The 16,068-nt window shown below is 33.9% G+C and carries 12 protein-coding genes and 1 riboswitch; of the genes, 6 read left to right on the top strand and 6 right to left on the bottom strand.

Features of this window, described 5'->3' with window-relative positions; all coding sequences use genetic code 11:
• Positions 1 to 69: 69 nt before the first annotated feature.
• Together N4T77_RS17530 and N4T77_RS17525 are read right to left on the bottom strand one after the other, a co-directional pair.
• The gene (locus N4T77_RS17530) at positions 70 to 1,695 is read right to left on the bottom strand and encodes an amidohydrolase (RefSeq protein WP_261673149.1); all 1,626 of its coding nucleotides are present in this window, start codon (positions 1,693 to 1,695) and stop codon (positions 70 to 72) included.
• A gap of 115 nt (positions 1,696 to 1,810) precedes the next feature.
• Positions 1,811 to 3,184, bottom strand: a complete 1,374-nt coding sequence (locus tag N4T77_RS17525; RefSeq protein WP_261673148.1) for an APC family permease — start codon at positions 3,182 to 3,184, stop codon at positions 1,811 to 1,813.
• 139 nt (positions 3,185 to 3,323) lie between these two features.
• A riboswitch (Lysine riboswitch) is annotated at positions 3,324 to 3,507 on the bottom strand.
• Positions 3,508 to 3,694: 187 nt separating this feature from the next.
• Here N4T77_RS17525 and N4T77_RS17520 point away from each other — a divergent pair.
• The gene (locus N4T77_RS17520; protein WP_261673147.1) at positions 3,695 to 3,907 is read left to right on the top strand and encodes a hypothetical protein; all 213 of its coding nucleotides are present in this window, start codon (positions 3,695 to 3,697) and stop codon (positions 3,905 to 3,907) included.
• Between the two features lie 39 nt (positions 3,908 to 3,946).
• Positions 3,947 to 5,902, top strand: coding sequence for a translation factor GTPase family protein (locus tag N4T77_RS17515; RefSeq protein WP_261673146.1), 1,956 nt, complete (start codon positions 3,947 to 3,949; stop codon positions 5,900 to 5,902).
• Positions 5,903 to 5,984: 82 nt separating this feature from the next.
• On the opposite strand, the gene N4T77_RS17510 is transcribed toward N4T77_RS17515, so the two are convergent.
• The 3 genes from N4T77_RS17510 to N4T77_RS17500 form a co-directional block, all read right to left on the bottom strand.
• Positions 5,985 to 7,772 (bottom strand): ABC transporter ATP-binding protein, encoded by a 1,788-nt coding sequence (locus N4T77_RS17510; protein ID WP_261673145.1) that lies wholly within the window; start codon positions 7,770 to 7,772, stop codon positions 5,985 to 5,987.
• The gene (locus N4T77_RS17505) at positions 7,772 to 9,514 is read right to left on the bottom strand and encodes an ABC transporter ATP-binding protein (protein ID WP_261673144.1); all 1,743 of its coding nucleotides are present in this window, start codon (positions 9,512 to 9,514) and stop codon (positions 7,772 to 7,774) included. The genes N4T77_RS17510 and N4T77_RS17505 overlap by 1 nt, the downstream gene beginning before the upstream one ends.
• 219 nt (positions 9,515 to 9,733) lie before the next feature.
• Positions 9,734 to 10,594: a YitT family protein gene (locus tag N4T77_RS17500; protein WP_261673143.1), complete on the bottom strand. Its 861-nt coding sequence runs from the start codon at positions 10,592 to 10,594 to the stop codon at positions 9,734 to 9,736.
• Between the two features lie 269 nt (positions 10,595 to 10,863).
• Here N4T77_RS17500 and N4T77_RS17495 point away from each other — a divergent pair, with 269 nt between their 5' ends.
• Positions 10,864 to 11,415 (top strand): rhodanese-like domain-containing protein, encoded by a 552-nt coding sequence (locus N4T77_RS17495; RefSeq protein ID WP_261673142.1) that lies wholly within the window; start codon positions 10,864 to 10,866, stop codon positions 11,413 to 11,415.
• Between the two features lie 96 nt (positions 11,416 to 11,511).
• On the opposite strand, the gene N4T77_RS17490 is transcribed toward N4T77_RS17495, so the two are convergent.
• Positions 11,512 to 13,374 carry a sensor histidine kinase gene (locus N4T77_RS17490; RefSeq protein ID WP_261673141.1) on the bottom strand — a complete coding sequence of 621 codons (1,863 nt, stop codon included), beginning with the start codon at positions 13,372 to 13,374 and terminating at the stop codon, positions 11,512 to 11,514.
• Positions 13,375 to 13,657: 283 nt separating this feature from the next.
• On the opposite strand from N4T77_RS17490, the gene N4T77_RS17485 reads away from it, so the two are divergent.
• The 3 genes from N4T77_RS17485 to N4T77_RS17475 all read left to right on the top strand — a co-directional run bounded on the left by N4T77_RS17485 (position 13,658) and on the right by N4T77_RS17475 (position 15,509).
• Positions 13,658 to 13,966, top strand: coding sequence for a hypothetical protein (locus tag N4T77_RS17485; RefSeq protein WP_261673140.1), 309 nt, complete (start codon positions 13,658 to 13,660; stop codon positions 13,964 to 13,966).
• Positions 13,967 to 14,066: 100 nt separating this feature from the next.
• Positions 14,067 to 15,005, top strand: coding sequence for an EamA family transporter (locus N4T77_RS17480; RefSeq protein ID WP_261673139.1), 939 nt, complete (start codon positions 14,067 to 14,069; stop codon positions 15,003 to 15,005).
• Between the two features lie 99 nt (positions 15,006 to 15,104).
• Complete coding sequence (locus N4T77_RS17475) at positions 15,105 to 15,509, top strand: DUF2809 domain-containing protein (protein ID WP_261673138.1); 405 nt, start codon at positions 15,105 to 15,107, stop codon at positions 15,507 to 15,509.
• Positions 15,510 to 16,068: the final 559 nt, after the last annotated feature.

Below are 16,068 nucleotides of genomic sequence, written 5' to 3'. Positions count from 1 at the left end.
GAGTCTCTTTTACATTACAATGAATGCCTCAGTACTTTTTTATCCTTCGCAGGTTATTAGAAGGGGCGTCTATCTTTTAAAGACAACCTTTCCACCTAATATAGTCATTTGTATTTGAATATCTTTGATTTTATCTTCAGAAACCTGAAAAATGTCCTCAGATAAAACTGCCATGTCTGCTAGTTTACCTTCTGTAATAGAGCCTTTAATGTTTTCTTCAAAGGAGGCATAGGCACTTCCAAGGGTGTAGTTATAAAGGGCTTCTTCGACGGTAAGCCTTTGCTCCGGCATCCAGCCTTCCTCTGGGTAACCTTTAAGATCCTTTCTAGTTACTGCACAGTAAATTGAAGGCATAACATCTAGTGGCTCTACAGGGCAGTCAGTGCCAAGTGCAATATGAATTCCCTTTTGCAGCATTGTTTTAAAGGCATAGGAGTTTTCCATTCTGTTCTTTCCAATTCTATCTTCTACCATATGCAAGTCATAATGGATAAAGATTGGCTGAATATGAGCTAGTACATCTAGTTCCTTAAACTTGTTAAGTAAGGTCTCATCAGTTATTTGACAGTGAACTATGCTGTGGCGGTGATTCTTTCTAGGAATAACCTGTAAGGCTTTTTCTATTGCTTCAAAGGTCATATACATTGGTTTATCTCCGATACAGTGAACTGCAACCTGCATGCCTTGTCTGTGAGCTATTCCTATAAGTTCATCCAATTCCTTTTGAGTATAAACTAATATACCAGAGGTAGAAGGGTCATCAGAGTAGGGTGCGCATAAGGCTGCAGTTCTAGCACCTAGAGAGCCGTCAACTAATATTTTAAGAGGTCCTATTTTAAAGAATTCATCACCCTGTCCTGTCATATAGCCTTCCCTTAAAAAGTTTGTTACTTTATCCATAGTTTTTAGAAGGCATTGTTCATATATTCTTAAGGTTAGGTTGTTTTCATCTTTTAATTCCTTATAGGCCTTTATAACCATATCGTAATCTACACCTGGAATGTGGCCAAAGTCATCAGATTGAATAGAGGTTAGGCCTTGGCTGTTAGCATAGGCTGCTGCTTCCTTTATCATCTCTTTTACTTCTTGTAAAGTCGGGCTTGGAATTTTGTTGTTTATAAGAGCAAGAGCCTTTTCTCTAAAAATACCTAAAGGCTCACCTTTTTCATCTACATCAAACTGTCCTCCCTCAATTTGAGGAGTGCCCTTTGTAATACCAGCAAGTTCAAGGGCTTTGCTGTTAACCACTGCTATATGAATGCAGGCTCTAGTTAAAACTATTGGATGCTCCGTAGATATTTTATCCAAATCATATCTTGTAGGAAATCTCTTTTCACTTTGAAAGTAATCGTGGTTCCAGCCCTTTCCTAAGACCCACTTACCTTTCTCTATAGCTTTTTCCTCTATAAAAGTCTTTGTTTTTTGCAGTATATCATCTATAGAGGTACAGTTATTTAGCTCTACCATTTTTAAGCTGTTTGCAAAGTTTAGAAGGTGCATATGGCTGTCGTTAAAGCCTGGAACCATTACTTTTCCGCCTAAATCTATAACCTCAGTGTTTTCAGTTTTAAGGGATAAAACCTCATTGTTTTTTCCGGTTTTAATTATTTTTCCATCTTTAACAGCAACAGCCTCTACAATTTCTTTAGAGCTGTCCATGGTGTGAATTTTTCCATTTGTTATTATTAAGTCCATATTTTAAGACCTCCAGTTTAGAAGTTTTTTATAGTTTAATATTCTTACTAGTCATATAGTATGTATTTATCCCTGCAACTAAAGCTGTAATCTTTAATTGCAGGATGGTATAATTTTATGCTTCTATTTTTTTCTTATTAGACTCATTATTCATTCTATTTTTAAACACATAGTACACAGGTATGCCTACTATAGGGACTATAAGTCCTATTAGTGAAGAGCGAGGGTCTGTAATTAAAGTATTTACTAAAATAAATAGAGAAACTAATATTACTAGAATTGGCAATATTGGATATCCCCATACCTTATAAGGTCTTTCCATATCAGGATATTTTTTTCTTAGTACAAATACAGAACATATAGTAAGAATATAGAATATCCACTGTGAAAATACAACCATTGTTGTTAGCTGCTGGAAAGAACCAGTGAAAATCAATAATATAGATACTACAGCAGAAGCAATTAATGCTGGTACTGGAGTTTTATATTCTGGGTGAATTTTTTCAAACCATTTAAAGAAACTACCGTCCTTTGCCATAGCGTAGTACAAACGTGGAAAAGCAAGCACACAGCCATTACAAGAACCAAATATAGAGAGAAAAGCTCCAATTGTAACTAAAATTCCGCCGGCAGAACCTATAAGTTTCACTGCGGCAGCGGCACCAGGGTTTGCATTTGAAGCTATAACACCAACTGGTAAAACCTTTAAAAGAGCATAGTTAAATAGCATATAAACTGCTGTAACACCAGTTATAGCAATAATCATTGCAAGTGGAAGGTTTTTTCTAGGGTTTTTAATTTCTTCTGCCACTGTATTAAGGTTTGTCCATCCTTCATAAGCCCAAAGTGATGCTATTAAGGCTACAGCAAAGGTTCCTGCAATTCCTGTTCCTGCACCAGGTGATACTGTCATAGGATTATGTTCACCACCAAGAGCAAAGCCTAAAGCAATAATTATTAGTATAGGGATTAGTTTTCCAATCATGAATACATTTTGAATTAAGCTTCCAAATTTGATTCCCAGGCAGTTTATAACTGTTAAAATAATTATAACTGCTACTGCAAAGAGTTTTATGGCTATAGGAGATAGGGGATACAGATTGCTAAAATAGGTTCCAAGACCTACCGCAAGAGCTGCAATAGAGCCGGAAGCACCAATCCAAAAGAAGGTCCAGCCTTGCAGAAAACCAACTAGAGGACCGAAAGCCTCTCTTAAGTAAACGTAGGCTCCTCCAGACCTTGGCATAGCTGCTCCAAGTTCAGCATAGCAAAGTCCTGCCAGTAAACTAACTACTCCTCCTGCCAGCCAAACCAGCATAGCGAAACCGGGAGCATTGTTTGAACGCTGAAGTACAAAGGAGCCTATAAAAAATATTCCAGATCCTATCATAATTCCAGCGATTATGGACACAGCACTGAAAAGTCCCATTTCTCTTTTAAGTTCCGTATCTATTTTTGTAAGTTCTGATATTTTATTATTATTACTCATTATAACATTCCTTTCATACTAAATTTAACTAAAAAGTCATTTTTTCTATAAAAATGGAAACAAAAAAACACCTAACAGGTTGTTAAGTGTGTCTTTTATACATATAAGTATGCATACCTACACCTCCCCCTTAAACCTAGAATGAGATAGCGCTCCATTAGAATAATGGTCAGTTATTCTAATGACAGTCCTGCACCTCTTTGATGCAGACCCAACCTTAAGCTTTAGGTGCTTAAGATTTCGGCGATGGCTCCTTTCTGTATACTTCTCCGGTTTCCAGCCTCCATATACTTACTTTTAGACATCGCGCCTCTACCTCACCTCTTTAGGAGATGAGGCATTATTCATTTTTTTTAATATTAATACAATATGGTTAAAGTTGTCAAGAGCAAATGAAGGAAAATTTCAATTTTTCTTATCATTGTTTCGGTTTTATAGCTATAGTATAATTTAGCTATAAATACAAGAAAGTCTTGTAATCACTTAATTTTTAGGGGAGTGAAGATTAAAATGGGTAACTTTGAAAAAATGACTTCGTGGGAATTGGAAAAAAAGCTTTTAGAACTGAAGGAATACTTAGAGGATGTAGAGGAGGAAAGAATGCATGTGCTAGGACAGACTGGAATACATGTTCCTGGTGCTGCGGTAAGAAAATATGAAGCAGAGATAGAGGAAATAAAAAATAATATTAGGCAAGTAGAGCATTTATTAGGAAAGAAATAAGAGAGAGTAAGGTTTATAGCAAAAGACAGAGGTGACAAGATGAACAAAACCATTGGAATACTAGCACATGTAGATGCAGGTAAAACTACCTTTTCAGAACAGCTGCTTTATCATACAAAAAGTATTAGACAGAGGGGGAGGGTTGATCATAAAAATGCTTTTCTGGATAGCCACCATATAGAGAAGGAAAGAGGAATTACTGTATTTTCAGGGCAGGCAGTAATGACTTACAATGACTCAAATTATTATTTAATAGATACTCCTGGACACGTAGACTTTTCTTCTGAAATGGAAAGAGCCATACAGGTGATGGATTATGCCGTAATAATAATCAGTGCTGTAGAAGGGGTAGAAGGCCATACAGAAACGGTATGGCAACTTCTTAGAGAGCACAATATACCAACCTTTTTCTTTATAAATAAAATAGATAGAGCAGGTGCAGACCTAAAAAAGGTATTGGAAGAAATTCGTGTAAATTTAACGGAGGATGTTTGTGATATAACAACTTCCTTTAATGAAGCTAGTATGAGTGAAGAACTAGTAGAATTTATTGCTGAAAGAGATGAAGAGCTTCTTGAAAGATATATGGAGGATAATTTCCACTTTGATCTATGGCTAAACTCCATGAGGACTATGATTAAGGAGAATAAGCTTTTTCCATGCTGCAATGGTTCTGCTCTTCAAGATATAGGCATTGTAAGTTTTCTAGAGAAATTAGATAAATTGACCTTTACAAAGTATTATAAAGAAGGCGATTTTTCAGGAAGAGTGTATAAAATTGGTCATGATGTAAATGGTACGAGAGTGACCTATATAAAGGCTTTAAGTGGAAGGTTGAAGGTAAGAGAGGAACTGTGCTATGGTGATGCAGAAGAAAAAATTTGTGAGAAAATAACTGGTATTAGAGTTTATAATGGAAATAAATTTAACCCTGTGGATGAGGTATATGCTGGAGAAATTTTTGCAGTAACAGGATTATCTAATGCTTCCGCTGGTGATGGCCTAGGAATATTAAGGGAAAAAGCAGTTTATGAAATGGTGCCTACTTTAAAATCTAAAGTGATATTTGATCCTTCTCTAAATATAAAGGAAATTTTACGGTGTTTTAGAATATTGGAAGCAGAAGACCCTTCTTTAAATGTAACCTGGGAAGAAAGTCTTCAAGAGCTCCAAATTAGTGTTATGGGAATTATTCAGCTGCAGATACTAGAGGAGCTGATTAGAGAAAGATTCAATTTAAATGTATCCTTTGGAAGGCCAGAAATTCTTTATAAGGAAACCATAGAATCAGTGGTAAAGGGCTGTGGTCATTTTGAACCCTTAGGTCATTATGCTGAGGTTCATCTTAAATTAGAGCCTGGCGAGAGGAACAGTGGAATAATTTTTGAGAATCTCTGTCACCCAGACCATTTAACAACTGGTAACCAAAATTTAATTGGCCATCACATTTTTGAAAGGGAACATCATGGACTGCTTACTGGTTCGCCGCTAACAGATGTAAAGATTACCTTATTAACAGGAAGAGCTCACAATAAACATACCTCTGGTGGTGATTTTAGAGAAGCTGCTTACAGGGCTCTAAGACAGGGATTGGAAAAAGCAAAAAATGTTTTGTTAGAACCTTATTACAGCTTCAAGATTAAGGTTTCTCTAGACCACATGGGAAGAGTTTTATCTGACCTAGAAAAGGCTAATGGAAACTTTCAGCCCCCTAAGATCATAGGGGATAAGGCTATTTTAACAGGTAAGGTACCAGTAGCTACCTTTATGAATTATAGTACTGAGTTAGCTTCCTTTACAGGGGGAAAGGGCACTTTAAGTTTAGTTTTTGGCGGTTACAGTCACTGCCATAATAAAGAAGAGATTATTGAAAAGATTAACTATAACAAAAATGCAGATCCTGAATATACATCCTCTTCAATTTTCTGTTCTAAAGGGCAAGCTTATGTTGTGAATTGGGATAGGGCAGAGGAGGAGATGCATTGCTTATATTAACAATTGAAGAAGATATTATTTGTTTTGTAGGGATTAAAGAAAGAGGTTATACCACTTTTTAAAAAGGGTATAACCTCCTTTTTTAAGCACCTTCGCTTAAAAATCTATATTGGGATGTATAAAGATTGTAATATAGTCCCTTTAACGCTACCAGTTCGTCATGAGTTCCTGTTTCAACTATTCTACCATCGTCAACCACCATAATTTTATCACAGTCCCTAATAGTGGAAAGCCTATGAGCTATAACGAAGGAGGTCCTTCCTTGAAGCAGCTTTTCAATACCTTTTTGAACAAGCTTTTCCGTCTGTGTATCAATATTGGAAGTAGCTTCATCTAGAATCAATATCCTCGGATTTGCTAGCAGTGCTCTTGCAAAAGAAATAAGCTGTCTCTGTCCAACAGACAATCTGGAGCCTCTTTCGTTAACCTCTGTATCATAGCCCTTTTCTAGGCTCATTATGAAGTCATGAGCATTAACGGCTTTGGCGGCAGCAATAACCTCTTCCTCTGTGGCATCAAGCTTACCGTATCTTATATTTTCCTTAATAGTTGTGGAGAATAGGAAGGTGTCCTGAAGCATAATCCCCATTTGGCTTCTTAAAGACTCTAGTTCTACATTTTTAACATTTTTTCCATCTATTAAAACATCTCCGCCTTGTGTGTCATAGAAGCGGCTCACTAGGTTTACAATAGTAGTTTTTCCAGAACCAGTTTCTCCAACTAACGCTACTGTTTCACCAGGGTTAACCTTAAAACTTACACTATCCAAAACTACAGTACCATCCTCGTAGCCAAAGGTAACATTTTTAAATTCTACTTGCCCCTTAATTTTAGCCATTTTTGAGGCAGTAGTTACATCAATAATGTCTGGGTTTACATCCATTATTTCAAATATTCTTTCTGCTGCAGCAAAGTTCATTATTAAGGTATTATAGAAATTACTTATCTCTAAAATTGGCCTCCAGAACATACCTATATACATTGTAAAGGCTATAATGGTACCCATAGTTATACTATTGCTGATAAATAGTTTGGCGCTGGTCCAGTAAAGTATTACCATACCTAATCCCCAGGATAAATCCACTAGAGGCCAGAATAAGTCATTAAGTTTTACAGCACTTATAAAGGAATTCATCATATCCTTAACTAAGCCTAAGAAGGTTTTTGAAGTTTTTTCTTCATTAGAAAAACCTTGAACTACCTTAATACCTGAGAAGTCCTCGTGGGTATAGGCGTTGAAGGTAGAACGCTTTCTTCTAAAGTCCTGCCATCTTCTTCTGGAGACTATCTGTATAGCAAAGAGGCTTATGCCAAGCACAGGAAGTAGTACCATGGAAGCTAGGGCTAGCTTCACATTTAAATAAAACATCATAGCTCCAGTGCAGATAATAGTTAACAGCTGAGGAATAAAGTTGGTGACACTGTTGTTAAACAAATCTTTAAGAGCGTTAACATCACCTATAACCCTAGCTAGTATTTTACCTACTGGTCTGTTGTCAAAGAATGCAAAGGACAACTTTTGAATATGACTGTAAAGATCCTGTCGTATTTTTAAAAGTATATTGTTAGTAACGGAAGCCATTTTCATAGTGCTGAAATAGGAAGCAGTCATTGATATGAGATTCAATAACAGCATAAATGCACCTATTAATAACAAACCCTTTAAATCATGATTTTTAATATTCTTGTCTATAGCCACTTTAAGGAGGTAAGGGTTTATAAGGTTGACTACCATTACAAATATTAAAAGCAGCGACACAGTAAAGACTTTTAGTTTATAGTCTTTTAAATAAGAAAAAAGTCTTTTGCCTACTTCTATATTAGATAATTTTTTTAATTCTTCATCCTGTTTAACAGTATTTATAGCCATTATCCCACCTCCTTAGCAGAAGCTAAAGTATCAAAATCTTTAAATTGTTCACAGTATATTTCGTAATATTTGCCCTTTTTCAAAAGAAGTTCTTCATGAGTTCCACTTTCTACAATTTGTCCATCTTCCACATAAAATATCTGGTCTGCATTTTTAACTGCTGAAATTCTATGTGCTATTATAAAGGTTGTAGCCTTTTTATGTCTTTCATTTAAATTCTTTAAAAGCTGGTATTCTGTTTCCATATCTAGTGCAGAGGTAGAATCATCAAGAATTAAAATGCTGGAATCTTTTATAAGTGCTCTGGCAATAGAAAGTCTTTGTTTTTGACCACCGGAAAGACCGATACCCCTTTCGCCAATTACTGTGTGGTATTTATCCTCTAGTTCCTGGATAAATTCATCAGCGCAAGCTAATCTACAGCTCTCTCTTATTTCCTCTAAAGAAGCATCTGCCTTGCCAAAACGGATGTTTTCTTCAATACTGTCGGAGAACAGAAAAGTATCTTGAGGAACTACAGCCATTTTGCTTCTTAAGTCTTTAAGAGATATGTCTTTAACGTTGTAGCCATCTATGAGGATTTCACCTTCTGCTGCATCATAGTATCGTCCAATAAGGTTAATAATTGAAGACTTACCGGAGCCTGTAGTTCCCATTATGGCAACAGTGCTGCCTGCCTCAATCTTCATGGTTACATTTTTTAACACATAATCTTCCTTGTATTTAAAGAAAACATTTTTAAATTCTATAGTTCCTTTCATATGAGGAAGCCTTATAGGATCTTCACTATCCCTAATTTCAGGTTGCACATTCATGATATTCAGTATCTTCTTAGCAGAGGCATTAGACTGTGCTATTAAATTAGTAAGCCATCCAAGCATTCTCATAGGCCAAATCAACATCCATATATAGCCGCTGAAGGCTACTAAGGTGCCTATAGACATAGAGTTGTCCATTACAAATACTCCTCCTAGTACTACTAAAAATACCATAGAAATATTAGTTAAGAACTCAATAGGAGGAAAGTAGGTTGCCATTATTTTGTTTTGCTCCATATTAAGGTTATAGTTTTCCTCATTAAGCTTAAGAAACTTTAAAATTTCATGTTTTTCTCTTGCAAAAGCCTTAACCAGTCTAACTCCTGCAATATTTTCTTGAGCAGCGGTGTTAAGGGCTACCCCCTGATCGCTTAATTTTCCATAAGATTCTCCAATTTTCTTTTCAAACTGCAGAGCTAAATAGGCTATAGGAGGCATTCCTACTAGACAGGCAAGGGTAAGCTTCCAGTCTAAGTAAAATAGTATTGCTGAAGCGGTTACAAAGTAAATAATATTTTCAATAAATAATCTTACTCCAAAGGACACACTTCTCCAGATGTTGTCTACATCCTCACCTATTCTGGACATAAGCTCTCCTGTATTCATGTTATCGAAATAACTAAAGGGTAGACTTTGAATATGGTTAAATAAATCTTTTTTTATATCAATACTAACCTTTGTTGACAGTACATCAAATAGATATTCTTTAGCGTAACCCAGTACGGCTCTGCTAAGGGTAACTGCAATAAAGCCCCAGAGTATTGGCCATAGTAAACTTTGCTCTCCTCCTATAAAAACCCTATCTGTTACTAATTTTTGCAAATAAGGATTCAACATATCTATAAATATTGCTGCTGTCATAGCTATAGAAGGTATTGCAAGCATTAGCTTATGCTTCCATACATATTTAAAGGTCTCTTTCATTATTAGTATCCCCCTTTCCTAAGGCAACTTTTTACAATTAAAAAATCATGGATGTACCATGATTTTAGCATTATTAATTAATGACATAATATTCTTCTATTAATTATATGTAAAAGGTCGCAGAATTAACTACATTAAGCTTACAGTCTTTTATAATAGATGTCAATAAGTTACTTTTTGGTTTCCAAGTTAAGATTATAGTTAGCTATAAGAGAAGGTTTATAATGTATTTTTAAACCCTTTTCCTTGAACTTCTGATGCATCAGAAATAGTTAAGAAGGCTTTGTCATCTAAGGCAGTAACTATTTGTTTCAGTTTTGGCAATTGAGAGAAAGGTACTATGCAATATAGTATCTTTTTATGTTCTTTAGTATAAGCACCTTCTCCATAAAAATATGTAACCCCTCTATGGAGACTTTCTAATATAGCATCCGCAATTTCTTCCTGTTTCTCAGTAATAATAAAAACGGATTTACTTTTATTAAAACCTCTTACCATGTTATCAACTACAAAAGAAGTTGTGTACATTGCTATTAGTGTATACAAAGCGTTAGATAGCCCAAATATAAAGGCACTTATAGAGACTATTACTAAATTAATAAGGAAAGATATTTTTCCTATGTTAAAGTTAGAATATTTTTTTCTAATTAACATAGTTACTATATCAAAACCTCCTGTAGAACCATTATGAACAAACACTAATCCAAAACCAATTCCATTAATTACTCCCCCGTATAAGCAGTAAAGTAAGTTGTCATTAATATTTAACATTTTAGAAGTTGGGTGAGTTATTATTAATGAAAGGGATAGAGATAGAGTGCCTACCAGAGAGTACAAAGTAAATCTTTTGCTTAGTTTCATAAAGCTTAAGATAAATAAGGGAATGTTCATTAGGAGAATAACATATCCTACCTGAATTTTGAACAAGTAGTGAAAAATTAACGCTATTCCGGTGACGCCTCCACTTAAGAGTTTGGCATGAATAATAAACATATTTATTCCTATTGAGCTTATAATTGTACCTATTATTATAAAAAACAAGTCAGTTACTTTGTATTTAAAAACAAGCCTTTCACCCATAGTATAGTCTCCTTTATATGTAAGGGTTTAATCTATTATATTATATTACAACTTTACTAAAATTATATATGATTTTTAAGAGTAATGGTTATGAGCATTTTATCAAATAGCAATTTATAATAGGGAGAAATTTTATGATTTTAATTATTAATAATTATTTAAATGCTTTTTATGCTTTGTTACAATCAAGATGGTTTGTTAATTAATAATACAGGCAACTATGTTTTACATAAGTGATCAAGTTTAAAAAAGCAAATGGGGGGATTATTATGAAGAAGAAGGGTTTGATTTTGCTTATAACTATGGTACTATCAGTAGGCGTTTTTGCAGGTTGTTCATCAAGTAGTGGACAACAAACAGTTCAAACATCCACAACTACAAAAAAAGCAGGTACAGCAGTAGATGGTAATGAGGTGAATATTGAAAAGGCAGCAATAAGACTTGTAAAAACCTCAGAAGAAGGCAAGTACGCAATTGTAAGCACAGAAGAGTTAAAAGGATGGATTGATAGCAAGAAGGAAATGACTATTATTGATACAATGCCTGCCTCTAATTTTAAAGGAGGGCATATTCCTGGAGCTGTTAATGCAGAATTGCCGAAGACGGGAATAAAGGATGTAACACCGGAACAAAAGGAAGCCTTTGTTAAACTATTACCAAGTGATAAGAATAAAGCAATTGTTGTATACTGTGGGTTTGTTTCCTGTGAAAGAAGTGATGTAGGAGCTAAAATAGCTAAGGAGTTAGGTTATAAAAATGTATACAGATATCCAGGTGGAATAGTTGGCTGGAGAGACGCAAAATATGCAGAGGAAAAGTAACTTTTAATAATTAAATTATATCTACATAAATCAATACGAAGACAGGGTAACTTAGGCACTGATTACTCTGTCTTCATATTAGTTTATACAAATGTGCTATGATATTTCAGTATAAATATCTGAAAACTCTACGGGAACTCTTTCAACTCTAGTTAGGGTTTTTATGTTATCTGCAGGGCCGTTCTCATCTATCAGTTTTACAGGTAATTCAAATATAAATTGACTTCCTTTTTCTAGCTGACTTTTTACATAAATTTTACCTTCGTGAAGCTCAACTAAGTGTTTAACCAAGGATAGTCCAATGCCTGAACCCTCAGTTTTTCTACTTAGAGAGCTATCTACTTGACCATATCTATCAAATATCATCTGGAGCTTATCTTCAGGTATACCTATTCCAGAATCTTTAACTGAAACTATAATTTTTTCTTTTCTATCGAGGATATTTACTTCTATGATTCCTCCCTGAGGGCTAAATTTAATTGCATTGGAAAGTAGATTTAGCATAATTCTTTCCATCATATCAGAATCGAAAGCCATTATCTTTTCTTCTATTTCGGTATCAAATATAATATCAATATTGCTTAAATTAGTATACTCAACCACAGATAAGGTTATGTCCTCAATAACTTTAATTATGTTATTATTTTCTAATTTGATTTTAATGTAATTAGACTCTGCCTTATTAATATCTATTAAGTTATTAATAAGTCTCAACAGTCTATAGCTGTTTTGTTTTTGCATTTTTATGTACTTATAGTATAATTTATTGAAAATTTCATTGGAAGGTTCTAACTTTTCAAGAAGCTGAATACAGCCTAATATAATATTTAAAGGTGTTCTTAGTTCATGAGACATAGTTGAGAAAAACTGTGCTTTTAGGTTGTTATATTCCTCTACTTCCTTGGCCCGCTTATGTAAACACTCCGCCATTGTGTTAAAGGCTTCACCGACTTCTCCTAATTCATCTTTTTCTAATCCGCTTACATTAACGTTTAGATTACCCTTTATTATTTCATTAGCAGAATCCCTTAATTTTCTTATCCTTTTAATAAAGTTATTACAGAAAGCAATTGCTATAATAAATGAAATTATATATATACATATAAATATTATAAGATTATTTTTTACTAGTGCTCTTTCTTTTGATAACAGCTCTGGTACAGAACTACTTACAAAACAGCTCCATCCTATTTCTTTAATAGGGTAACCTATTGCCATTCTTTCTAAATCATCAAAGCCATGGTACATGGAGTAAGTCCTAATAATTTCGCCCTTTAGAGCTTTTCTAGAGGGAGAGTCTTCTGGAACTACTCTTTGGGAAAAGGGAGTATTCTTGCCATCGCTACGATACACAATCCTGGCATTACTATCAACAATGCCAAAAGTGCTTTCCTTTGCTAGTCTATGTGAAGGAAAAATTTTATCTAATTTATTAATGTCTAGTCCAGTAACAACAATACCCATTAGCTGGTTATTAACTCTAATGGCTCTTACAACATGTAATATTATTTTTTTGTTATCATAACTAGGAGTTATATTACATATTATTTCATCTCTGCCCTTTGATATTTTATCTGTGTAATCACTATCTAAAATGCTTTTTCCTTTTAATTGATCGTTAGTTGTTGCAATAACCTTTCCAGAAGGACTTAGCCAAGAATATCCGATATTTGTTTCATCCTCTTGGAGAATTTTTTTTAGATAGGAGCTAATATCCTTTTCATTCCAATGAGGGTTTGAAGTTATGGCTGCTCCTATAGCATATTGGCTTGTCCATGTTTTATTAAGAAAGACCAGAAAAGAATTTCTTATAGCTTCAGCAAAATCCTGGCTAGCTACTAACTCAGCTTCAATTCTGTTACGATAGTTACTTTGAATTTTTACAAATTCTAAAATTGATAAAGGAATTAATGTAATGAAGATTAAAATTAGTATTTTTGCTCTAATAGATTTTTCCACCTTGTTCACTCCTAACAAATGTGACTACATGTGAATGAAAATATTACTGAATTTTCCAATAGTTACATCGTACCAGAAATTACATATTTATTCAATATATGCTACTATTTTTAGGTTTAAAGTAAAGGTTAGAAGTTATTTGATAACAAAAATATACATGAAAAACTTACTTTTAAATGAAGAAAATATTCTATCTGTCAAGCTTAAATTTACAAAAATTCTATGATATAATCTTTTACTGATGAATAGGTAAAGATTAATATTAAGGAGATAAATTAAGCTAATGAGAAATAATAATAGTAAAGAAAAAAAGCAGGAGCAAGTTGGTAGAAAGTGGTGTCAATTGAAACAAAAAGAACAAATATGGATATCTAGCTTACTTAGAGATAGCTATATTAAATTTGTGCTAGAAAGAGAAAGAAAGCCTAGCAAATCAGAAAAAGAATTTATTGTTGCATGTGCTTATCTAGACATTGAAGACAGAGGCATAGGAATAACTGTTAACGAGGTTAGGAAATACTTTGAAAGTAAGATTGAGAAGTATAATAACTCAATTATCAAGGCAGGCCTTGAGCCTTATAACTGGAAGTAGGTTAGTGGAGCCTTTGCAGTTGAAAAACTATTGTTTTCTACGAATAGTTGAATAATTTTTAATAAGCATTATAATTGTTAGAGGAAGGGGTTGAATAAGATTGAATGGCAATAAAGATAAGGAAGAAAAGAAGGTTGTTTTAGCATATTTAGCTGTATGCATTTTTTGGGGTTCTACATACCTAGCAATTCGTATAGGAGTAAGCGAGTTGCCTGCTACAATTTTTGCAGGTGTAAGATTTTTGGTAGCTGGATCAATTATGTTAGCTTTTGCTAAGCTAAAAGGGTTAGAGTTTCCAAAGAAGACAGTGGATATAAAAAGGATAGCAATAGTAGGAATGTTTCTATTACTAGGGGGAAATGGTCTAGTAGTTTGGGGAGAGAAATGGGTAAGTTCTGGCATGACTTCTCTTATTGTGGCTACAGGCCCACTTTATACAGCTATAATAGAGACATTTTTTACGAGAAGTAAGTCAATGAATATTAAAGGATGGTGCGGTATTTTAATGGGATTTGTAGGAGTTGGATTACTTGTGCTACCAAACTTAAGTACAGGTGCAACTAGTGCAAAGGGAGTAATTTTTGTAATGTTAAGTGCAATTTTATGGTCTAGTGGTTCTATTTATTCAAAAAGTTTTAAGGCTTCTGGGTCAGTAGTAACTCATATAGGTATTCAAATGTTATCAGGCGGTATAGGGCTTTCAATTATAGGAACATTTCTTGGAGAACTGCCTAAAATTCAGTTAACAGGTAGAGGTGTAGGAGCACTTTTATATTTAGTTTTATTTGGCTCTATAGTAGGTTACAGCTGTTATATCTATATACTACAAAAATGGCCAGCATCTAAAGCAAGTACTTATGCTTACGTTAATCCTGTTGTTGCAGTGCTTTTAGGGGCAGTTATTTTGAAAGAGGCTGTATCTATAACTATATTAGTATCAACTGTTGTTATTCTAGTTGGAGTATTTTTAGTTCAGACTTCTGGAGCCGCTGAAGTTAGCCAACAAGAGAAGGTAAATGGGGAGAGTATTGCGGAATAGTAGATAGATGGATTTAGAGAAAAATTAATATAAGAAACTTGAATAGATTTAGAACTAGCTAAATACCTATTTTTTATGATACTAGGGAGAAATTTTTGGATGATCTATAAACGTAATAGAGTGTTGTATGGATTTATGACAATAGTTGTAGTTTTTTTAGGACTATACTCAAGACGAATGAAAAGTTTTATACCGGAATTTTTAAATATATACTTAGGGGATATTCTCTGGGCATTAATGATTTTTATTGCTTTTGCTTTCATCCTAAGAGCTAAGACAACAAAGACAGTTGCAGTAGTAGCAATATCTTTTTGTTATTCTATTGAATTAAGCCAATTATACCATGCAAACTGGATAGACAATATTAGAAAGACAGCGTTAGGCGGATTAGTATTAGGATATGGATTTTTATGGAGTGACTTGATAGCCTATGCTGTAGGAGTTGGAATAGGTGTGATTATAGAATTAGTATATTTAGCTATGGTAAGGGGTGTCATAAGGTAGAAAGTATTTTCTACCTTATGACATCCTTTTCTATATTTTAAATTAATTAAATAACAACTGTGATAACTAAGAAAATGTTATAGATGAATTTCAAACTATTGGCAAAGTTAAGGGGAAAATGAAACTAACATTAGTTGTAAGATAAATAAACTGAATCAGGTGTATCAATAGAATTATTACAAAGATATTAGAAGTAAAAAGGAGTATACGTCATTTAACTTATTCTTAAAGTATAAATCTATTATACTAAATAGTATTAAAGATGGTAAGATAGTCTTCGTCGCTTGATGGGTAACAAAATAAACAGGCGGCTAGTCAGTAGTAAAATCTTTCAACAAGAATTAAAGATAAAAAACATTTAAAATATTGTTGACAAGAGGAAACAAAGATGATAAGATGTACAAGCAGTCGAGATGAGACAAAATGATCCTTGAAAATTAAACAGAGTAAGGTAAGTAAAACTTATCTATAATATAAACCAGCAATTCTTTAATGAGTCTTCTCAATGAATTGAGAAGTAAGCGACTATCACAAAATCTATGATTTTGGATATCTGCTT

It is taken from the genome of Clostridium sp. CX1 (assembly GCF_025398335.1).
Lineage (GTDB): Bacteria > Bacillota > Clostridia > Clostridiales > Clostridiaceae > Clostridium_AM > Clostridium_AM tanneri.
This window is presented reverse-complemented; position numbering and strand designations above follow the sequence as displayed.